A 22263-nucleotide genomic window follows, 5' to 3' on the forward strand; every position below is an offset into this window, starting at 1 on the left:
TGTTGTGTGTTGAATTCAAGGGAATAAAATAATTCCATCGAGAGAAACTAAAAATAAATACGAGTTTTTTCATTTTAAATTTGAAAAGCGGGGTGTTTTTTTATGGATCCAACAAATTGCGATTTTTCACCAATGAAACAAACATTAAAGGAAGAGCTTCTGCAGGTCATTCATTCATTACAGCAAAGTGTAGAAGCTATGGATACGGATGCAAACTGTCTTCTTGGGAATTTTGAAAAAATAAAAGAGAAATTTGTAACGATTGAAATGAAGGCTGCTACGTTTTATTTGAATTGCTATCTTTCGCCGTTTACTGAAAAATATCCTGAGCTTTCGCATAGCGTACAAAATATGTCTAAAAGAAGACACGGCGGACTAATTGTTATTGAACGGGAGGATTCTGTATCATCTATCATACAGCCTGGTATTCATATTGGTGCAGAAGTAACGCATTCCTTATTAGAATCTATTTTTTTTCCTGGAAATCCACTTCATGATGGCGCCGTTTTAATAAGCCAAAATCTAATTAAATCAGCAGCAAATGTACTGCCACTGTCAGAGAGATATACAGGGGAGAAGAAATTAGGCACAAGGCATCGAGCAGCATTAGGGTTAAGTGAAGTAAGTGATGCGCTTGTCATGATAGTGTCTGAAGAAACAGGAAGAATTTCCTTTGCCTTTAAAGGAAACTTATATCCAATTACGACGCATGGCATTATATAGTGTGAGCTTCACACTGAAAAATATCTTGAGTTCGAGATATTTTTCTTGCTTGTACATCACTTGCGTGGTAAAGTGACAAATGAGAGGGGGAGAAGCGATGCGAAAACATACGCTCGGAACAGTGACGTGGATTCGGATGATGCGCTTTACAAATCAAAGTAATCAGCTATCCAATGAGTTTTTAAAGCGCTTTGGCTTAACGACTGCACAATTTGATGTCCTAATCCAAATTAAGACATATGCACCGTTAACGCAATCCCAATTAGCAGAGAAAGTGATAGTGACGCAAGGTGGTATGTCTAGGATGCTTACTCGTCTTGAAAAAGATGGACTTATTGAACGTAAGCAAAATTGGAAGACTAAAACAATCTCACTAACAGCTAAAGGCGAGCAGATGATTGATACAGCAACACCAAGTCAGCTACAATTTCAATCTTCATTTTTTGAAGAAGTATTAACAGAAGAAGAAATGAAAACTTTAAATACACTAATGTCGAAAATAGAGAAGCATAGTCGTGATAAAAAATTACCACCAGCGTGATTTTTTTACACTATCACTTGCTTAGTCAAGTGAAAACAGGGAGGAAACATTCATGAACAAATTAAGTGGACATCATCATATATCAATGCTAACAAAAAACGGTAAACGTAATAATGATTTTTACACAAAACTTCTCGGCTTACGTCGTGTAAAGAAATCAGTAAACCAAGATTCGCCTTCCATGTATCACTTGTTTTATGGAGACTTAACAGGAGCACCGGGTACAGAATTAACATTTTTTGAAATGCCTGTAGCAGGACGGACAGTGCGCGGAACAAATGCCATTACACGTATTGGATTACTAGTGCCAAGCTATGACAGTCTGCAATATTGGAAAAATCGTTTTCAACAGTTAGAGATTGAACATAGTGAAATAACAACTTATGCAGGTAAAGATGCATTGTTTTTTGAGGATCATGAAGGGTTAAGAATGGTGCTTTTAAACAATCATAGGCATAAAACACCAGCTCATTGGCAACCATGGGACGGCTCTGATATCCCTGCAGAACATAGTATTTTAGGGATGGGTACAGTTGAAATTACAGTTCGTTACTTGCAACGGACAGTAAGTGTATTAAAAGAGCTATTTAATTACACAGTTGTAACAGAAAGTGAAAAAGAAGCAGTATTGCAATCCATTCCTGGTGAAGTGCTTGGAGAAATCGTCGTTCAAGAATTAGAAGGACCAAGTGAGAAACCTGGACGTGGTAGTATTCATCATCTTGCACTGCGTGTCGGAACAGTGGAGGAGTTGCAACAGTGGGATCTTAAAATTAAGGAGCAGGGCTTTGATAGTACTGGCATTGTGGATCGTTATTATTTCCAAAGTCTTTATTTTAGAGATCGTAATGGAATTTTATTTGAAATGGCAACAGATGGCCCAGGATTTACAGTTGATTCGGCAATAGAGGATCTTGGCAAAGAACTTGATCTTCCACCATTTTTAGAAGAAAGACGTGCAGAAATCGAAGCTATTTTAGAGCCGCTAGATTAAGGAGAGATATTCATCATGGATAAATACCGTTTTGATCAATCGAAAGGCATCGAATTTGGCCTATATTCATTAGGGGATCATATTCCAAATCCATTAACAGGTGAACGTATTTCAGCTCAACAACGAATCCAAGAGCTAATTGAAGCAAGTCAGCTTGCAGAACAAGCGGGTATTGATGTCTTTGCTGTTGGCGAAAGTCATCAATCGTACTTTACGACACAGGCACACACAGTTGTTTTAGGAGCAATCGCACACGCTACATCAAAAATTAAATTAGCAAGCTCTGCAACAGTCCTTAGTGTCTCTGATCCTGTACGCGTATATGAAGATTTTGCAACGATTGATTTAATTTCAGATGGACGTGCAGAAATAGTCGCAGGGCGTGGCTCTCGAGTTGGTGCATATCAATTACTAGGTATCGATTTAAAGGATTATGAAGAAATTTTTGAAGAAAAATTAGCGTTACTGAAAAAAATAAATGACAACGAACTGGTCACTTGGGAAGGGCAATTCCGTGCACCACTGCACAATGCGCAAATTTTGCCACAACCTAAAAATGGCTCGTTGCCAATTTGGCGTGCGGTTGGCGGACCACCTGCAAGTGCCATTAAAGCAGGCTATATGGGCATTCCGATGATGCTAACGACATTAGGTGGTCCCGCTGTTAACTTTAAGCCATCAGTTGATGCCTACAGAGAGGCAGCGGAGAGAAGTGGCTTTGATCCGAAAGAGTTACCGATTGCTACAACAAGCCTATTCCACGTTGCACATACGACGGAAGAGGCACTACAAGGGATGTATCCCCATTTAAATGGAGGATTCCAAGCAATTCGTGGCGCAGGTTATCCAAAGCAACAATTCGCGGAAGCACCGGATACAAAAGACGCCTTAATGGTCGGAAGTAAGGAGCAAATTATTGAAAAATTACTGTATCAATACGAGCTCTATGGCATGCAACGATTTATGGCACAAATTGATTTTGGCGGTGTGCCATTCGATAAATTAATGAAAAATATCGAAATTATCGGGAACGATATTTTACCAGCAATTAGAAAATATACTGCAAAAAAATAGAGTGATATACTATAAGATACTTGCTTAATAAAGCGGTTGATTGGAGTGGAGGCTGGGCGACTCCTTGGGGATCAGTGACAGAGGAACGAAGGCTAAAAGCATCACGTCCTGTGATAACGCCTTCGTGACCAACATTGTGTTGGCCCGAGACCCTGCAGCGGAGCGAAGCGGCTCATCGGACGCCCCTAGGAAAGCGCCCAGCCGGAACGGAAATCAACCCCTCTTTTTGCCGAGAAAACTTAATTTCATTGATTTAATAGTTTTTAATCAACATGACGTTGCATGAGAGAAAAATCTCATGCAGCGTTTTTTCGTGGCAACTTTTATTTTTGGTTGGACCACTTGAACCATCGAGCATGACCATCAGGGCGTTCCATTATTCGGATAGATTCTATTTCACCTTGATCCATAAAATCTTGATGCAGTTGTATATCAAATAAATTGTTATAACAATGATAGAGAGGGCGTTCCATGCTGATCTCTTTTAATTGTTCAATTAGTTCAAGGCGTAACTCCATTGGGATTTGATTGGCCACATGCGTATGATAAACAACTAATAGCGCATCTTGATTAATATCTCTACTAATTTCTTTTATAAGTTTAATAGCATCTCCTTTTATCAGTTCTAAATCGAGTTCTTTTAAAATAGGGAGTGCTTGATTTAATAAAAGTCTACGTTCTTGATGCTCTGGCCAAATTAAAGCTTGGAGCCATCGAAGCTCTTCCTCATTATGAATATCAATAGGATTTAAATCGATCCCAACACGTTTACAAACAACAGGAGCATTTGTAATGGAAGCTGGAAGCGGTTCTCCCCGATTTTCTGAGGACAAAACGAAAGCGCTATTTGAATGGTTTATATGAAGCTGTTGATTATAGCAGTAATTATATTGATCCATCCCAAGTTGAAGTCCTGCACTTGCCCCGATTTCTATTAAGGCTAAAGGTTTTTGATGCCCTTCATAAATTTCTGTCATCATCGGATAAAGGTAAGTACAACGGCGAATCTCATTAGTCTGAACAAGTTTTTCTTGAAATAAAGTCTTCAATTCATCTGAATGGGATAATACGAATGCTTTAAAAACAGGATAGACTTCATTTATTGGTTTTGGTGTTGTCGTTAAGGATGGATAAAAATAAACTAATTCGTCTTTGGTTGATGACAGTAAATACTGAACGCCAGCTAATAATAAATTGGGTACAGGTTGTCCTTTAGGTATAAATGCGGCAACTTTTAATATTTCATCATCATCGGCAATCTTATTGGCTAAATGTTCATATAGTGGACTTGAATTTTCACATTCATTTTTGGCAAAAGTACGGAATTGCTTACTTAATTTAGCTAACATACGATTCTCCCCTTTGTTAAAAGTAATCGATCTAATTTTAGTTTATTATTGTTCGATAATTTAGTAAATTAAATATAGTTAATGAAGTTGATTAAAAAGATTAATCTTTCAGCGGGTGTTCAAACATCCGCTGAAAGAAGTTAAAGCCTCCGGCGGATGTCTTGGAATCGGCTTTGTGCTTGCACAAAGCCGATTCCGGACGCAATTATGCCGAGGCATAATTAATTGAAAGAGGTGAGCGTTTGGATTATAAATGGATACAGTCTTTTGTAGTTGCCGCTAAATCTTGTAATTTTCGAGTAGCCGCAGAAGAACTTCATTTATCGCAGCCAAGTATTACAGTTCATATTCATCAGCTAGAACAATTTTTGAATATTAAATTATTTAAACGTGAAAAAAATCGTGTGCAATTGACGAAGGCAGGACAGCTTTTTCTAATAGAAGCTAAGCAAATTATCCATCAATGGGATAAAAGTATTGAGCGCTTTCAATTAGCAACAAAGGGAATCGAAGAAAAGCTAATTATTGCAATGACTCCTTTAATGGTGGAAACGATATTGCCCCATGTTATTTATCAGTTTATCAATGAAAATCCTGCCATTGAAATATCGATTCTAGTGGAGGATTCTGCAAAAATTGAGGATTTAATAAATAATGATCAGGCGGATATTGGTATTTCCTTATTGCCAACACGTTACCGCCATTGGCACCAAGAGCTTCTTGTAGAGAGTCCTCTAGAATTGGTTATTCCCCTAGATGCGTGCGATGATGAGACAGGAGCATATATTGATTATGAGGAATTATTTCAAACCTACACTTTATTTACACACCATCATCCAACTATTTGGGCGGATTTATTACATAAACTTGAGGAAAAATATGTCGTTACTAAACAAGTGTCCATATCTCAATCCTATGTGGTAAAGCGCTTAATAAAAGACGGATTAGGTATGTCATTTTTGCCACGAATGATTGTGAGAAGAGAGCGGATGGAAGGGAGGTTTAACATCGTTCCCTTCGAAGAAATAACTTTACCAAGTGTTCCTGTATATCTTTTTTATAAGGATTCAGTAGAAATTCCAGAAGGGTTACTATGTTTATTTCAGACGAGGGAATATTTGTGAAATTATTGTCGATTATCCCAATTTAACGAATGGAAGATAACCTATCCGAAATTAAAATGAACCCAACGTTAGGGTGATAGCTAATAAAATTATTTAATGTTTATTAATATGAATTCCCATATAATATTAATAGGGATATTTTAACTTTTTTCGGCAAAGAAGGTAAAGCCTCCGGCGGATGTCACGGAATCGAAAAGGAGTTACTAAAGGATGTTAGCCTAAAATAACGGCTAACTACGGATGGAAAAGAAGGCGACGGAAAGGCCGAGCAGAACGACGGAAAGAAAAGGCGAAGCGACGGAAGTCCCGAGCAGACGACTTCATCCTGCTGCTGACGCCACGCTTTCGCGCAAAAGGCCTAAGCGCAAAGCGATTCTGGACGCAATTATGCCGAGTCATAATTGATTAAAGGTGTGGTTGTATTGAGAATTTTAATGGTTGAGGATCATGAAGATGTAAATGCAATGTTAACAGAATTGTTTGAGCAAGCGGATTATCAGGTAACAAGTGTGATGGATGGAGTAGAAGGACATCGAGCATTTCTGCAAAATGAGTTTGATATTGTGCTTCTTGATATTATGCTTCCCTATAAAAGTGGTGATGAATTATTAAAAGAAATTCGCGCTATTTCGGATGTACCTGTTGTTATGATTTCAGCAAAAGATTTAGTGTCAACAAAAATTGATTTGCTTCGTTTAGGAGCGGACGATTATATTACGAAACCTTTTGACCTTGGTGAGGTTCTTGCCCGTATTGAATCGATATTACGTCGTGTTAAAAAAGCTACACCAATGAAGCAACTGCAATACAAGGATATAGTGCTGGATGATGTCGCTAAGCGAGTTACAGTAAGTGGTGAAGAGGTCTTACTAACTGCAAAGGAATATTTACTGCTCGAATTGTTTATGACAAACCAAGAAAAAGTATTCACGAAAGCAAATTTATATGAATCCATTTGGCAAGAAGAATATTTAGGGGATGAACATATTATTAAAATTCATATTAGTAATCTTCGACATAAATTAAAGACAAAAAATCCACAAGCAGATTATATCGAGACACTTCGTGGGCTTGGTTATCGTTTACGTCCATAAATCATCCGTAATCTATACGTCATCTTTACGTCATCTTTACTTTATCTATACCTTTCATGAGTAATCTATGAATATGAAAGGGAGGTGCTTAATATGGGAGAAACCATATTAAAAACGAATCAAATAACGAAAAAATATAAAAAGCATACAGTACTTCACGACGTATCAATCGAATTAAAAGAAGGACGTATTTATGGGCTTATTGGTGAAAACGGTGCGGGAAAAACAACCTTAATGAAGATTGTTTCAGGGATTAGTTTTCAAACAGAAGGTTCATTTGAGTTATTTGGAAAATCATCTGACAAGGAAATACAGCAGCAACGAAAACGTCTTGCCAGTATGATTGAACAACCAGCGATTAGCCCTGATATGACCGCAAAAGGTAACCTTAAATATCATCGTTTAATGCGGGGGATTCCGAATGAGGAGCTAGAGGATGAAATACTGCAATTGGTTGGATTGACGAGTACAAACAATAAGAAAGCTAAGCATTTTTCACTCGGCATGAAACAACGTTTAGGCATTGCTATTGCGTTATTAACTAATCCAGAGCTATTGATTTTAGATGAGCCAGTGAATGGGTTAGATCCTATAGGTGTTGTTGAAATTCGTCAGCTTTTAACACGTCTTTGTGAAGAGCGACAGATGACGATTTTAATTTCGAGTCATAATTTACCGGAACTTTATCAAACAACGACTGATTATATCATTATTCATAAAGGGAAAATTATGAAACAAATGACGCAACAACAGCTCGACGAAGAATGTAGACATTATATTCGCATTGGTTGTACAGCTCCCGAACAATGTGCACATGTATTAGAAACAATTCTTAAAACACAAAATTTTCAAGTCATGCCAAATAAAACGATTAAATTGTATGATTTCTTAGAGAATCTTGGGGACGTATCAACCGCCTTATTTGAAAATGGGGTAACACTTACGGAATTTAGTCTACAAGGAGACACATTAGAGAACTACTTCCTTACGTTAATTGGAGGTGAGCGCCATGTTTAATTTAGTACGTGCTTACCTTTATAAAACAACTAAATCCAAAATGTTTTGGGTCTTACTGGCTCTTACAACATGTTCTGCAACAGCAATGTTTAGTATTGCTTATGGTATAGGCAATAACTCAATAAATGAAAGCATCAGCAACGTTGGTTTTTTACTATCTGATATGAATACGATGTCAATAGTAGGCGCAGTACTTGCCACTACACTTATTTGTTCAGATTTTGATACAAAAAATATCCATCATCCGATTATAAGCGGCTTTGCAAGAATCCAAATTGTCATAAGTAAAGCGATTGTTTTCTGGATATTACTTATTGTTCTTGTAAGCCCGTATATCATCGTGACAATAATTGGTTTATCAATGGACAGCACGTTTAGTATGGGCGGGAAAGCAGCAGGTTTTTTAAGCATTCTAACGGCGACTACTAATGGTAGCTTTGCCGATTACGTAACAATAATGAGCACAATGACTATAGTCTATCTAGCGCAGTTAACGACTTGTATTTTACTGGCGTTTGCCTTCAGAAAATCGGTGCTTGTAGTAGCTGCGTATTACATGATGTCCATGTTCTTTGGGCAGGTCGCTAGTTTTCAGGATTCATTTGAGATGATAGATAAAGTATTATCCTTCACACCATATTCAGCGGAGTATCTTACGATTAATTTAAGCATGAGTAAAGGTGATATAATTTCGGCCGTTTCCATTTGTGTCGTATTTATAGTAATCAATATATATGTAACATTCATGACATTTAGAAAAGCAGAAATCAAGTAAGGGGATGGTAGGGAATGTGGATTGTGGCAATTGTAATCATTGTAGGATTATTATTTTATATTTTTTATATACAAAGGCAACTACAAATGATGAATGTACAATTGTCACAACGTCTACATGAGCAATATACACAGCCAATTAGCGTAGAGCTATTAAACAAAGAAATAAATCAACTAGTGGCAAATATAAATCGCATATTAATAGAATCACAAAAATCAAGGTCGTATATTAAGCGAGAAGAAAAATACTATAAGGAAATGATTTCAAACATTTCGCATGATTTTCGTACGCCACTCACTGCGATAAAGGGCTATCAACAAATGCTTTTAAAGGAACCCTTAACAGAAAAGCAGCTTGCAAAGCTTGAAATCGCACAAAAACATGTTGGAAGACTAGAGCAATTATTAGCAACATTTTTTGAATATTCCTATTTGCATAGTAATGAAGATAAGCCCAAAAAAGATCGTATTAATATTTCGAACATAGTATTTGAAGAGATTGCTGGTGCCTTTGTACAATTTGAACAAAAAGGAATAGCCGTCAACTTACCAAATTTTGAGCCGCTCATTATTCACTCTGATGAAGAAATGCTTTTACGCATTGTGCAAAACTTAGTACGAAATAGTATCATGCATGCGCAAGGTGATGTAACGATCAAGATGTGGATAGAAGAAGAACATGCATATATCTGTTTTCAAAATCCGATTGACGAAAATAGTCAACTAAATCCTAATCAGCTCTTTGATCGATTTTATACAACAGACAATTCCAGACGTAAAAACACGGGTCTAGGGCTATCTATTGTCAAGCTGCTAGCAGAAAAACTAGGTGGAAATGCAACGGCCAAAATAGAAAATGGCATGATTGAGTTTTTAGTGTGTGTAAAAAAGGATTTAAAATAGAAGTAGCCAAGAAGCTTAGTACATCTTGGCAATAACAATTGTAATTTCATTAGCGATGTTCGTGGTTCTAACAGCGATTCTTGCACTTTTATCAGCGATGTTCGCGGTTCTATCAGCGATTTTTTAGGTGGGAAAAAACAATGTTATAACTATTGTATGGATATAAAACCATTTATGGTAATTTTTAATATAGCGTAGAGCAATTCCTGTAACTTTTTTAACGGATACTTATGTTAAAATTGATGTTTATCTTAGGGGTAATTTTACTTAAATTAACGATACTCATGGATATATCATAGATTTAAAACGAAAATATATTCATATATCAATATATAAATATATAGTGTGCGAGGTCTCACCTACAAAACGCGGAAAACATATGCTAATGGAATTTGATTTTAAATATTATGGGATAGGAGGGTGCTGTAAAAAAGGAAATAAAGAAATGTAGATGTCTAATTTTAAACTGTTACACTCACATCATCACCAATCTATCTGTCAATTCGTCTGATAGTTTTCACTTGATAAGGTCAACTAATAAAATAAAAATGAACCTGAAAATCACGCTTACATTGATTTCAGGTTCATAACCTTAGAACTTAAACATCTAGCATCTTTATTTCAAATTATTGCAAGTAAGTACTTAAGCCTAAATCATAATTAATATCACCAATTTGAGAATACACATGAGTATGTCCTCCTCCAGAACCCTTAGTAATACCTAAGTATTGATAACTATTATAAACAGTTCCACCACTATCTCCAGGAGTAGAAGACAAGTTCGAACCTCTCAAACCTGAAAAAGAAGCTCCATCGATTGTATAACTAACATTTTTGCTTTTGAGTGTTCCGCATTGGGATTTACCACTTGCATATCCAACTCTACATACAGATTGACCCACGGTATCTCCATTCCTAGCCTGAGAAGAAGTCATTTTTCTTACTCCTCCATTAATATTAATATTACTATTCGCGTTACTTGCACTAACCGATATTGAAAGAGCATCTAGGCTCCCACCATACCGAATGGAGCTTACTTTCACTAAAGTTGTTGTACCATATTCGTAAGTGTCAGAATAGTAAAGTGTCGCTTTACCTGAAGCATAAGTTCTACTACAATGGCCCGCAGTAATCAAATGGTAATTGCTTCCACTTTTTGCATAGTATCCAGCAGAACAAGAATATCCTCTGCTATTTTCACCATCGTCAATGGAGAAGTCATAACGGCAGATGATGCAGAGACGTTAGTGAAGGCAATTGATGAAGAAATTAAACAAAATCCTGTTTATTGACATGAAAACAGCTTGTTAGCATAAACCAACAAGCTGTTTTTTTATATGTTGATGAATAGTCGCTATACCGCTATTTTTCACCAACCACGTACGTATTGCACTGGAGGTTTAACTTCTTCTCTTAAATCCTTAGCAGCATGAAGTGGCCAATATGGCTCGCGCAGAAGAACACGCGCAAGGAAGATTAAGTCAGCACGATTATTTTGTAAAATTTCCTCTGCTTGAATAGCTGTCGTAATAAGGCCGACTGCTCCAGTTGGAATATCAGCACCATGCTTAATCGCTTCAGCATGAGTTACTTGATAGCCTGGAAAAACATTAATATGTGCTTGCACTACACCACCTGTAGAAACATCCACTAAATCGATACCTTGTGATTTCATCCAACGACTGAAGACGATAAAATCATCCATTGTTGTACCATCTTCTGCATAGTCCTCAGCGGAAACGCGTACAAGTAAGGGGCCTTCCCAAACACTACGAATAGCATCGATGACTTGACGTAATAGTCGATAACGATTTTCTTGAGAGCCACCGTATTGGTCATTGCGTTTATTCGTCGCTGGTGATAAAAATTCACTTATTAAGTAGCCATGTGCTCCATGGATTTCAAGAACATCAAAGCCAGCTTTAGCTGCCCGGACAGCTGCTTGTTTAAATGCTTCTACAACATATTCAATGTCTTCTAGTGTCATTTCAGTTGGCGTTTTAAAAGCATCGCTAAATGCAATAGCTGATGGCCCAAATATTTCTCCATCTACAGTTGCTTTACGTCCAGCGTGTGCCAGCTGTATGCCGGTCTTTGCTCCGTATACTTTCATTCCTTGAACTAATTGACTTAAACCTTCAATATGAGCGTCATCCCAAATACCAAGATCGCTACTAGAAATACGACCCTCTGGTACAACACCAGTAGCTTCGACAATAATTAAACCAACTTGACCAGCAGCCCGCGTTGCATAATGTACTTGGTGGAAAGGTGTGACAAGTCCATCATCCTGTGCCGAGTACATACACATCGGCGCCATCACTACGCGGTTTTTTAAAGTGATATTTTGCAATTGATAAGGTTCGAATAATTTAGCCAATTTAAAGCCCCCTAATCCCTAGTGATATACTTTATTTTGGCACACATTATTTACTATTTGCAAGTGATCGAGATCGAGCTTCAGCTTCTTTAATGCATGCTTCAATGGCTTCATTAAATTGATATTGTTCAAGAGCTTTAATTCCAGCTTCTGTTGTACCGCCCGGACTGGTTACTTTTTGGCGTAATACATCAGGCTCATCGACGGATTGCTTCAGCATTTCTGCAGTACCAGCAAGTGTTTGCGTCATCAATAGTCTTACTGTATCCTTCGAGAGACCGACCTTTGTACCAACCCGTTCAAATGCCTCCATTAAATAATAAATATAAGCTGGCCCACTCCCGGAAAGGGCGGTTACAGCATGTAATTGATCCTCATCTACCTCAATAACTGAACCAATCGCCTCTAAAAGCTGTAAGAAAAGAGCGCGTTGTTCTGCTGTCACTTCGTCATTAAAGGCAATCCCGCTCGCAGACATCCCAATAGTAGCAGAAGTGTTAGGCATAACGCGTGCGACTGGACGAGCACCTAAATGTTCTGTAATAGTAGTAATGGCAATACCAGCTAGAATAGAAAGAACGGCTGATTGCTCTGTAATTTTAGGCTTTAGCTCACGCATCGCTACAACGGCATCTTTTGGTTTCATTGCTAGAATGATTAAATCAGCCTGCTGATAAATAGCATCATTAAAATTGCCATTTACATTATATGTGTCGTGTAAAAATTGTAAGCGTTCCTTGTCTGTGCGATTGGTGACGTAAATTTCTTGCGCTGTAAATACCTTTTGTTTAATCCAGCCCTGAATCAATGCCTCTGCCATAGAGCCTGCACCAATAAATAGTATTTTTTTCATGATAAAACCTCCAGTTCTCAAAATCAATTTCGCCTTGGCGTAATTGTATCTGTCGCTTTGCTTTCGCTACAGATAAACAATGCGTCCGGATTTTGAAAATCCGTGACATCCGCCGGAGGCTTTATCTTCATTCAGCTGCCGCTTCGCTTTCGCTACCAAAACATCTGCTAAATGAAGATAAAAAAAGCGCTCCCGTCCTTATAAAGAAGGACGAAAACGCTGTTGTTTCCGCGGTACCACCTTTGTTTGCCAATTGGCACAACTCATAGCCCTTTTATCGCAAGGGAAACGGTTATGTTTTCATAACTGCTCAGAAGTAGGTTCTGTAATGGGAGCGGGTGATGTCACTTTCAGCAAATGTAACACTCTCTAAGACACCTTCACCAATTACGTACTTGGCTTCATCAACGCGCAAAAATAATTAGATTATTCAAAATTATATTAATAATACGTCAACCTGTCAACAGGAGGGTGACGAAAAGAAGAAAAACTTGTAAAATAGAATGAATAGGTATTCACTAGTTGCATTAAAGGGGGAAACAGCTTTTGTCTATACACAAAATAGAAATACCAACACCCTATGAAGTAGGAGATGTGAATGCATTTGTTGTAAAAGGAGATGCATTGACCATTTTTGATGTTGGTCCAAAAACAATGGAAGCCTATGATGCACTTAAAAGGGGTATTCGAGCAGTGGGCTTTGATATGCGAGATATTGAACAGGTTGTGTTAACCCATCATCATCCAGATCATGCAGGTTGGGTGGATGCCTTTCCGAACGCTGAAATTTTAGGGCATGCCTATAACGATAAATGGCTTCGTCATGACGAGGATTTTTTACGTTACCATGTGCAGTTTTACAGTGAGCGCTTATTTGAGCACGGAGTTCCTCAAGAATATATCCAGCCGAGTGTCCATGTCCGCCGTGAAATAGAGCTTGTAGGTGAACGACCTTTAACACATATACTTAACGATGGAGATGAAGTGCCAGGACATCCTGGATTAAAGGCTATTGAAACATTAGGACACGCGCAAAGTCACTTAATATACTGGGATGAAAAAACTCATGATGTAATAGGTGGAGATTTATTGCTTGCAAAAATAACGCCAAACCCATTAATTGAGCCACCACTAGACCGTACATTAGGACGTACTAAATCGTTACTACAATATAATGAATCACTAGAAATTTTACGTCGATTACCTGTAAAAAAGATGTATACAGGACATGGTGCTGAGCTAGAGAATATTCCTAATATAATTGATAAACGACTAGACCGTCAGCATCAGCAATCTTTGAAGGTTTGTGAATTATTTGGAGATGAATCATTAACTGCTGTACAAGTAACGAAGCGCTTTTACCCAGCTGTTTTTCAGCGTCAGTTTGGTCTGACGTTGTCCAAAACGCTCGGTTATTTAGATTACTTAGAGGCCAACAATTTCATTACATCTACAAAAACGGAAGAAGGTATCTATTTATTTCAAAGGAAGTAGGTTTAAATATGAACATGAATAAAAAGACCATCTTCGTTACAGGTGCAACAAGTGGTGTAGGATTGAAAATTACAGAATTATTAGTAGCACAAGGTCATACGGTTTATGCAACAGGACGCAATGTAGTTGCATTAAAAGCATTAGAACGCGTAGGCGCAAATGTGATCCAAGCAGATTTAATTAATTTATCTACAATCGATGAAGTATGCGCACAACTACCGCCTCTTGATGTAGCTATTTTATCTGCAGGGGTAGGTAAATTTGGCATTGCAACAGACTTAGCAGATGAAGCTATTAGACAAATGGTAGAGCTAAATGTCAGTGTACCGATGTATTTAGCAAAACGTCTAGCAGAACCTATGATACAACGTCAGCGAGGTCAATTAATCTTCATCGGCTCACAGGCAGGAAAGGTAGCAACACCTAAGGCTAGTGTTTATGCTGCTACAAAGCATGCGATTGTCGGTTTTACAAATGGGCTTCGCATGGAACTGGCTCCGTATAATGTTAAAGTTACGGCGATACATCCAGGTCCAATCGATACACCATTTTTAGATAAGGCGAGTGATGAAAGCGGCTATCGCGAGTCTTTAGGAAGATTTTTACTTACAGCTGAAGAAGTGGCACAAGCTACAGTAAAAACAATTGAACGACCAGTTCGAGAGGTTAATTTACCAAGGGTCATGGGGTTAACAAGCAAGCTGTATGCAATGGCACCTGCAACTGTAGAATTTTTAGGTAAATCATTTTTCAATAAGAAGTAAAGAGCTTGTTTTTCGATAAAAGCCCAAAAAGTTTCGATAAAATGAGGTTTTGTTTCGATAAAAGCTCAAATAGTTTCGATAAATCTTCATTAAAACGAACGAAATTAAGTAAAGAGTTGTCTCTTGCGCTGAGACAACTCTTTTTTGTATGCCTGGCAAGTCCGTCAACTTGGTGATGAAAGGATGTCCATTCGCGCAAAATACGCCGCTAAGTTAGCGCTAGTTTACGCGCTCCGACGAATACTATATACATTCATGTTGCGCGTAAAAAATCGTTTTTCCGAGTAAAACTATTCATAGTCTGTACAAGCGCTTAAAGTGTTATAATGACACACTTTTTACAATAAACATAAAAGTCTATAAATTTATAAAAATGCACTTGTTTTTATTTTTATAACATGATACTATTCGTGTATAAAGTTTTAAACGAATGTATAAACATACATATCTAATAGATTAATTGGAGGCGCGTTTTTTATGGCGAATAAAAAAGTAGTATTAGCATATTCAGGAGGTCTTGATACTTCTGTAGCAATTCCGTGGTTAAAAGAACAAGGTTGGGACGTTATTGCAGTTTGTCTTGATGTTGGTGAAGGTAAAGACCTTGAGTTTGTAAAAAATAAAGCTCTTCAAGTAGGAGCAATTGAATCATATATGGTAGATGCGAAGGATGAATTCGCTGAAGAATATGCATTAATCTCATTACAAGCTCATACTTGGTATGAACAAAAATATCCACTAGTATCAGCACTTTCTCGTCCATTAATTTCTAAAAAACTAGTGGAAATTGCAAACCAAGTGGGTGCGGACGCAGTAGCTCATGGTTGCACAGGTAAAGGTAATGACCAAGTTCGTTTCGAAGTTTCTATTAAAGCGTTAAATCCAGACTTAGAAGTGTTAGCACCTGTACGTGAGTGGGGCTGGAGCCGTGATGAGGAAATCGAATATGCTATGAAACATGATGTACCGATTCCTGCAACATTAGATTCACCATTCTCTATCGACCAAAACTTATGGGGCCGTGCAAATGAAGCGGGCGTAATGGAAGATCCATGGGTATCTCCACCAGAAGAAGCATACGGTTTAACAGTTTCTGTGGAAAACGCTCCAGATGAAGCGGAATACGTAGAAATTGAATTCGTTGCAGGTAAACCAGTATCGTTAAACGGTAACGAAATGAAGCTTGCCGATTTAATCCAAGAGCTAAACGCAGTAGCTGGAGCACATGGTGTTGGGCGTATCGATCACGTTGAAAACCGTTTAGTTGGTATTAAATCTCGTGAAGTATATGAAATTCCAGGAGCAAAAGTTCTATTAACGGCTCATAAAGAACTTGAAGACTTAACGCTTGTAAAAGAGTTAGCACACTTCAAGCCAGTCATTGAGAAAAAATTATCTGAATTAATTTATGATGGTTTATGGTTCTCTCCATTACGTGTAGCACTGGAATCATTCCTTGCTGAATCACAAAAGTTTGTGAACGGAACTGTGCGCGTGAAGCTTTACAAAGGTCATGCAATTGTGGAAGGACGAAAATCTCCAAATTCACTTTATAGTGAAAAGCTAGCAACATATTCTAAAGAAGATCAATTCAACCATGCTTCAGCAGTAGGCTTCATCGAATTATGGGGTCTGCCAACAGTGGTTAACTCTTCAGTAAATAAAAAATAATCTTTTGACAGCAGGGTGTAGTGTAGCATTAAACGCTGTACTACACCTTTTTCAAAAAGAGTTTAAGGAAAAGGTGAGCTGTTATGACAAAACTTTGGGGCGGGCGTTTCCAAAAATCAGCAGAAGCATGGGTGGACGAGTTCGGCGCATCGATTGGCTTTGACCAACAGCTTGTTCTAGAAGACCTTGAAGGTAGCGTAGCACATGTTACGATGCTTGGCGCAACAGGAATTTTACCAGCAGCTGACGTAGAGACCATTCTCGGTGGCCTTGCACAATTACAAGAAAAAGCAATCGCAGGGGAGCTTGAATTTACAGTTGCTAATGAAGATATCCACTTAAATTTGGAAAAAATGCTCATTGATTTAATTGGTCCTGTAGGTGGTAAGCTTCACACTGGCCGTAGCCGAAATGACCAAGTAGCAACGGATATGCATATTTTCTTGAAAAAACGTGTGAAGGAAACAACCGGTTTAATTGAGATATTCCAAAAGACATTGCTTGAAAAGGCTGAGGAGCATGTAGAAACAATTGCTCCAGGCTATACACATTTACAACGTGCGCAACCAATCTCATTTGCCCATCACTTGATGGCCTATTTCTGGATGTTAGAGCGTGATAAACAACGCTTCACGGAGTCGCTTAAGCGTATTGATATTCTGCCTTTAGGTGCAGGTGCCATGGCAGGTACTACTTTCCCAATCGATCGCTTAAAATCCGCGGAACTTTTAGGCTTCAGCGAAGTTTATGCGAACTCGATGGATGCAGTAAGTGACCGTGATTTTATCGTTGAATTTTTAAGTAATTCATCATTATTAATGGCGCATTTATCTCGGTTTGCAGAGGAAATTATTTTGTGGTCGACAGATGAATTCAAATTTATCGAATTAGATGATGCCTTCTCAACAGGTTCTTCTATTATGCCACAAAAGAAAAATCCTGATATGGCGGAGTTAATCCGTGGAAAAACGGGACGCGTTTACGGTAACTTAATGGGCTTATTAACTGTTCTGAAAGGAACACCGTTAACATACAACAAAGATATGCAGGAAGATAAAGAAGGTATGTTTGATACAGTGCAGACAATTCTTGGTTCATTAAAAATCTTTGAAGGTATGATTCGCACAATGACTGTCAATACAGAGCGTTTGCATCAGGCAGTACACGCTGACTTCTCCAATGCTACGGAGCTTGCAGATTATCTAGCAACAAAGGGTATGCCTTTCCGAGAAGCACATGAAGTGACAGGAAAACTTGTATTCACATGTATTCAACAGGGCATCTATTTATTAGATTTACCGCTTGCAGACATGAAAAAAGAAAGTGAGCTTATCGAAGCAGATATTTACGAAGTATTAACACCTGAAGCTGCTGTTCGTCGTCGACATTCTTTAGGTGGTACAGGATTTGATCAAGTAATTATCCAAATTGAAAAGGCGAAAGCCTGTCTCTCGTAACCATAACTTAGCGTGCATGTCCTTGTGACTTTTGCATAGATATTCATTAAAGCTGTCCAGTGAGGCACTATGAAAAAATATTTTCCCTTTTCGTTCGAGCCAGAGGGTGAAACGAAAAAGAGACCCTTACATAGGTGAAGGACAATCCCCAATTCTGGAGACGCGGAATTGGGGTTTTTGTGTAAAGAAATAACATTGGGGGGATTGTCAATGAATGAGCGTTTTACAAAGGGGTTAGAAACAATTAAACAGTATGTGACAAAGGAAGAAGCGGCACGGATGATGGAGGCAGATGTACTAGCTGACATAGCACCAGATTTACGCAAAATGATTATTGAATTTACCTATGGTGATGTTTATTCACGACCAGGGCTAGATGCAAAGAGCCGTGCACTTGTTGTCATTAAAGCGGTAGTAACTCAAGGTGCTGCCCCACAAACAAAAACACATATTAAACGTGGTTTACATGCAGGTTTGACACAGCCAGAAATTGTGGAAGCATTATTATAATTAGTACCATACATTGGTTTTCCACGTGTCCAAAATGCTTTAACCATTGCCCAACAAATTTTTAAAGAAGAAGCTTAGGAGTTTTAATTCTATAACAAGGCATATTCATAAAAATGTGCTTCACATGAATAAACATTTACGAAACGGTTCATATTAAGAACGGAATCACTTATTAATCTAAAATGATTAGGAGGATGTAGAATGAGTAGTCAAACACCCAAAGACCAGGAATCTCAGGAAAGTCCGCCACAACTGTATAGGGTGAGCTTCTAAAATCTTATGGAATCAGCGAGGCGGATATTCTGTTTTGCTGTATCTTAAGAAGAAGCAAAAACCGATACAGATCAAATCAAATAGAAATAAGTGTTCTTGGGATCCAGAATTTTTCTGGGTCCTTTTTTATTTCGCATTAAATACCTTAAAAACCTCAGAGAAAATAGCCTAATTGGTTAATCCCTAATTTAGAGAAAATTTGCCTTTTTAAGAAATCTGTATTACTCTACATATGACAGATTTCTGTTTGGTGATAAGCGATACAGATGGGAGGGGTAAAATGAATATTCATTTAGATCCAAGCAGTGAATTACAGCTCTATAAACAATTAGCGAATCAGTTAATTGAGTTGATTGCTAAGGGAAACCTAAAAAATGGTGACACTTTACCTTCAGTTCGTTCAATGGCTGCGGATTTAGGGATTAATGTCAGCACGGTTAGTAAGAGTTATCATGAACTTGAAGAAAAAGGTTTAATCGAATTAAAGCCGAAAGCAAAAGCGATCATTATCGGTGGTCAAAAAAAAGAACTGAAAGAGACGGAAGTTGAAAAAGTAGAAAATGCATTAAAACCAATTATGGCAGAGGCCATTGCACGGGGTCTCGAAAAAGAACAAATGACGAGTTTGTTTCATCGAATTTTAAAACAATGGAAGTAGGGGAAATATGCTTTTTATATTAAGCATCTTTATCTTTGTAGGTGTACTGGAAACTTTAACACCATATTTAGCGAGAAAAACAACTGTGTTTGGTGTATCTATTCCAGAACCTTATGTGCAACATCAACAATTACTTATTTTTAAAAAGCATTACAGTATGATGGTCGGGAGCATAGCAGTTGCATGTCTTATAGCTCAAATTTTACTACTGTTTACGTCCATTCAAGAAGAGCAATTTGTTTTATTATCCTTTGTTTTGCTTTATGTTGTGCTTCTCATAGCAGCTGGACTTTATATGTTTTATCATATAAAAACAAAAAAACTGAAAAAACAAGAAAATTGGGAAGCACATGTAAAAACTGTTTATGTGATGGATTTATCTTTTCGAGATCGAGATGAAGTACTTTCACCTACATTTTTCGCATTACCGATTATTATCACTTTAGCATTGATTACTTTTACCTATATGAATTACAATGCCATCCCAGATGTTTTTGCTACCCATTGGAATGCAGCAGGTGAGATAGACGGTAGGACTGAAAAAACATGGCTATCAGTTATTGTAATGCCACTTATTTTACTAGGGACACAAATTAGCTTTTTCATCATCAGTATCGGTATGAAAAGTGCCAAAATACAATTGAGTGCACAAGCAAAAGATGCTTCAGTCAATCGAGAGCTTAACCAGCGTAAATATGGTAGCTGGTACTTAGCAGCGATTAATTATAGTATGACTATTGTTCTTGTTGTTTTACATTACACGACAGTTATTTTAAAAAATCAAACAGCTCCTTACTTCTTCCCGCTTTTTATCGTTTTTATGATCGTCTCTTTAGGGGGACTTATCCTCTTCATTTGGAAGTTAAGTAACAGTAATGAGCGCTTTGATGATTTACATACAAACGAAACAGCTGCAGCCGATGATCGATACTGGAAATGGGGGATTGTTTATATCAATAAAAATGATCCTTCACTATTAGTGCAAAAGAAATACGGCGTTGGTTGGACTGTGAATTTAGCGAATAAATGGAGCTATATCATTTTACTTGTAATATTTTTACCAATCTTATTAGTCATTTTCGTCTAGAGGGAGAGATTTTATGAAAAAACTATTATTTTTATGTTGTGCACTTTTTTTATTAGCAGCATGCGCACAAAAGGAGGACAACACAAAAGGTAAAGAGATAAAGGAGGACAATAAAATGAATGAACAGCTAGTAGGTAAATGGGAAGGGAATATTAAAACGCCAAACGGAGCACTTCCGATTATCGTTGATTTGCAGAAAGATAGTGGGACATTATCAGTACCAGCCCAAGGATTATCCGATTATCCATTTAAAAGCATCAAATACGATGGTGATCAAGTAAGTGTTTCGATCAATTTAAATGGCTCGGCTGTTGTCATTAACGGAACATTAAAAGATGGGCAAATTACAGCAACGTTTCAACAAAGTGGTGGCAAATTCCCACTTGTCTTAAAGCCATTCAAAGAACAACCAGTTACGTATGAAACGTCCAAGATTCTTGTTAAAGATGGTGCGTTAACAGTGGCTCTTCAAAAGGCTAGCAAGGAGCCATCTCCAGTTGCACTTATTATAGCAGGTTCTGGTCCAACTGATAAGGATGGAAATTCAGCAATAGCTGGTAAAAATAATAGCTTAAAAATGATTGCGGAAGGGTTAGCAAAAGACGGTATTACTACTGTTCGCTATGATAAACGTGGACTTGGCGATAATCAGTCCCTTTTAACTAAGGAAGAGGATATTACGATTGATCAATACGTAGATGACGCAGTTCAAGTGATTAACACCCTTTTAGCTAATAAAGCGTATTCGAGTGTTCATATTATTGGACATAGCGAAGGCTCACTGATCGGTTTACTAGCAGCACAAAAAACAAAAGTAGAGTCCTTTGTTTCTATAGCAGGCTCTGGTAGACCAGCCGATGAAATTTTGTTAGAGCAATTAAAAGGTCAATTATCGCCAGAGCTTCTAAAAGAATCAACAGATGCTCTTGCATCCTTGAAAAAAGGCGAGCTAGTAAAGAACGTTTCTCCAGATTTACAGTCACTCTTCCGTTCTTCAGTTCAACCGTATATGATTTCATGGTTAAAATATAATCCTGCAAATGAGTTAGCGAAAGTAAATAGCCGAGTTTTAATTCTTCAAGGAACAACCGATTTACAAGTAGTTTCAACGGATGCGGAAGCGTTAAAAAAAGGTAAGCCAGACGCCAAGCTTGTATATATGGACGGAATGAATCATGTGTTAAAAAATGCTCCAGCAGATCGTACGAAGAATGCAGCAACCTATTCAGACCCATCATTACCACTTCATAAAGAATTACTGCCAGCCATTCAGCAGTTTATTATGAATGGAAGTAGAGACTAAGCTATCCACGGTAGAAAGGTGAATACTTGCGAGAAATGGAGAAAAACTTGCGAAAAAAGTAATGCTCATAATTAGTATCTAACAAAAGGAAGTATGCTCAAATCAGAGCATACTTTTTTTGGGCTTGGGATGTTATTTGTTAAATTATTTACCATATTTTTATTGTACGATATAGTAATAACTAAGCGGGTTAATCGAATTCAACAATATTTGAAAAGAA

At 37.7% G+C, this 22263-nt stretch carries 21 protein-coding genes; 17 read left to right on the forward strand and 4 right to left on the reverse strand.

What is annotated here, in order from left to right; all coding sequences use genetic code 11:
- Positions 1-102 precede the first annotated feature (102 nt).
- The 4 genes from cdaS (at position 103) to ACIPKN_RS13650 (ending at position 3332) form a co-directional block, all read left to right on the forward strand.
- Entirely contained in the window at positions 103-723 is a 621-nt protein-coding gene (cdaS, locus tag ACIPKN_RS13635; protein ID WP_400936793.1) for a sporulation-specific diadenylate cyclase CdaS, read from the forward strand.
- A 97-nt stretch (positions 724-820) separates the two neighbouring features.
- Positions 821-1264 (forward strand): MarR family winged helix-turn-helix transcriptional regulator, encoded by a 444-nt coding sequence (locus ACIPKN_RS13640; protein WP_400936795.1) that lies wholly within the window; start codon positions 821-823, stop codon positions 1262-1264.
- Between the two features lie 52 nt (positions 1265-1316).
- Positions 1317-2258, forward strand: a complete 942-nt coding sequence (locus ACIPKN_RS13645; RefSeq protein ID WP_400936797.1) for a ring-cleaving dioxygenase — start codon at positions 1317-1319, stop codon at positions 2256-2258.
- A gap of 15 nt (positions 2259-2273) precedes the next feature.
- Complete coding sequence (locus ACIPKN_RS13650; protein ID WP_400936799.1) at positions 2274-3332, forward strand: LLM class flavin-dependent oxidoreductase; 1059 nt, start codon at positions 2274-2276, stop codon at positions 3330-3332.
- 323 nt (positions 3333-3655) lie between these two features.
- Here the strand turns inward: ACIPKN_RS13650 and ACIPKN_RS13655 are convergent, their stop codons facing one another.
- Entirely contained in the window at positions 3656-4681 is a 1026-nt protein-coding gene (locus ACIPKN_RS13655) for a DUF2332 domain-containing protein (RefSeq protein WP_400936801.1), read from the reverse strand.
- Between the two features lie 242 nt (positions 4682-4923).
- Between ACIPKN_RS13655 and ACIPKN_RS13660 the strand changes: the two genes are divergently transcribed.
- The 5 genes from ACIPKN_RS13660 (at position 4924) to ACIPKN_RS13680 (ending at position 9593) form a co-directional block, all read left to right on the forward strand.
- The gene (locus ACIPKN_RS13660) at positions 4924-5805 is read left to right on the forward strand and encodes a LysR family transcriptional regulator (RefSeq protein ID WP_400936803.1); all 882 of its coding nucleotides are present in this window, start codon (positions 4924-4926) and stop codon (positions 5803-5805) included.
- A gap of 422 nt (positions 5806-6227) precedes the next feature.
- Positions 6228-6899, forward strand: coding sequence for a response regulator transcription factor (locus ACIPKN_RS13665; RefSeq protein ID WP_400936805.1), 672 nt, complete (start codon positions 6228-6230; stop codon positions 6897-6899).
- 93 nt (positions 6900-6992) lie between these two features.
- Entirely contained in the window at positions 6993-7916 is a 924-nt protein-coding gene (locus ACIPKN_RS13670; protein ID WP_400936808.1) for an ABC transporter ATP-binding protein, read from the forward strand.
- Positions 7909-8691, forward strand: a complete 783-nt coding sequence (locus ACIPKN_RS13675; RefSeq protein ID WP_400936810.1) for a hypothetical protein — start codon at positions 7909-7911, stop codon at positions 8689-8691. The genes ACIPKN_RS13670 and ACIPKN_RS13675 overlap by 8 nt, the downstream gene beginning before the upstream one ends.
- Before the next feature lie 14 nt (positions 8692-8705).
- On the forward strand, positions 8706-9593 hold the full coding sequence (locus ACIPKN_RS13680) for a sensor histidine kinase (RefSeq protein ID WP_400936812.1): 888 nt from the start codon (positions 8706-8708) through the stop codon (positions 9591-9593).
- Between the two features lie 626 nt (positions 9594-10219).
- Here ACIPKN_RS13680 and ACIPKN_RS13685 read toward each other — a convergent pair.
- The 3 genes from ACIPKN_RS13685 to proC all read right to left on the reverse strand — a co-directional run bounded on the left by ACIPKN_RS13685 (position 10220) and on the right by proC (position 12826).
- Positions 10220-10729 carry a chymotrypsin family serine protease gene (locus ACIPKN_RS13685; protein WP_400936815.1) on the reverse strand — a complete coding sequence of 170 codons (510 nt, stop codon included), beginning with the start codon at positions 10727-10729 and terminating at the stop codon, positions 10220-10222.
- A gap of 233 nt (positions 10730-10962) precedes the next feature.
- Positions 10963-11973: an NADPH dehydrogenase NamA gene (gene namA / locus ACIPKN_RS13690; protein WP_400936817.1), complete on the reverse strand. Its 1011-nt coding sequence runs from the start codon at positions 11971-11973 to the stop codon at positions 10963-10965.
- Between the two features lie 46 nt (positions 11974-12019).
- Positions 12020-12826 carry a pyrroline-5-carboxylate reductase gene (proC, locus tag ACIPKN_RS13695; RefSeq protein WP_400936820.1) on the reverse strand — a complete coding sequence of 269 codons (807 nt, stop codon included), beginning with the start codon at positions 12824-12826 and terminating at the stop codon, positions 12020-12022.
- A 546-nt stretch (positions 12827-13372) separates the two neighbouring features.
- On the opposite strand from proC, the gene ACIPKN_RS13700 reads away from it, so the two are divergent.
- From ACIPKN_RS13700 to ACIPKN_RS13735, 8 genes are all read left to right on the forward strand, one after another.
- Entirely contained in the window at positions 13373-14320 is a 948-nt protein-coding gene (locus ACIPKN_RS13700; protein ID WP_400936822.1) for an MBL fold metallo-hydrolase, read from the forward strand.
- 8 nt (positions 14321-14328) lie between these two features.
- Positions 14329-15084, forward strand: coding sequence for an SDR family NAD(P)-dependent oxidoreductase (locus ACIPKN_RS13705; RefSeq protein ID WP_400936824.1), 756 nt, complete (start codon positions 14329-14331; stop codon positions 15082-15084).
- A 477-nt stretch (positions 15085-15561) separates the two neighbouring features.
- Entirely contained in the window at positions 15562-16755 is a 1194-nt protein-coding gene (locus ACIPKN_RS13710) for an argininosuccinate synthase (protein WP_400936827.1), read from the forward strand.
- An 83-nt stretch (positions 16756-16838) separates the two neighbouring features.
- Complete coding sequence (gene argH / locus ACIPKN_RS13715; RefSeq protein ID WP_400936829.1) at positions 16839-18212, forward strand: argininosuccinate lyase; 1374 nt, start codon at positions 16839-16841, stop codon at positions 18210-18212.
- 210 nt (positions 18213-18422) lie between these two features.
- Positions 18423-18722: a carboxymuconolactone decarboxylase family protein gene (locus ACIPKN_RS13720; RefSeq protein ID WP_400936831.1), complete on the forward strand. Its 300-nt coding sequence runs from the start codon at positions 18423-18425 to the stop codon at positions 18720-18722.
- A gap of 553 nt (positions 18723-19275) precedes the next feature.
- Entirely contained in the window at positions 19276-19653 is a 378-nt protein-coding gene (locus ACIPKN_RS13725) for a GntR family transcriptional regulator (RefSeq protein WP_142507049.1), read from the forward strand.
- Positions 19654-19660: 7 nt separating this feature from the next.
- The gene (locus ACIPKN_RS13730) at positions 19661-20740 is read left to right on the forward strand and encodes a DUF1648 domain-containing protein (protein WP_400936833.1); all 1080 of its coding nucleotides are present in this window, start codon (positions 19661-19663) and stop codon (positions 20738-20740) included.
- 13 nt (positions 20741-20753) lie between these two features.
- Complete coding sequence (locus ACIPKN_RS13735) at positions 20754-22043, forward strand: alpha/beta hydrolase (protein ID WP_400936835.1); 1290 nt, start codon at positions 20754-20756, stop codon at positions 22041-22043.
- The last annotated feature ends 220 nt before the right edge of the window (positions 22044-22263 follow it).

Source organism: Lysinibacillus sp. NPDC086135 (genome assembly GCF_044746345.1).
Classification (GTDB): domain Bacteria; phylum Bacillota; class Bacilli; order Bacillales_A; family Planococcaceae; genus Lysinibacillus.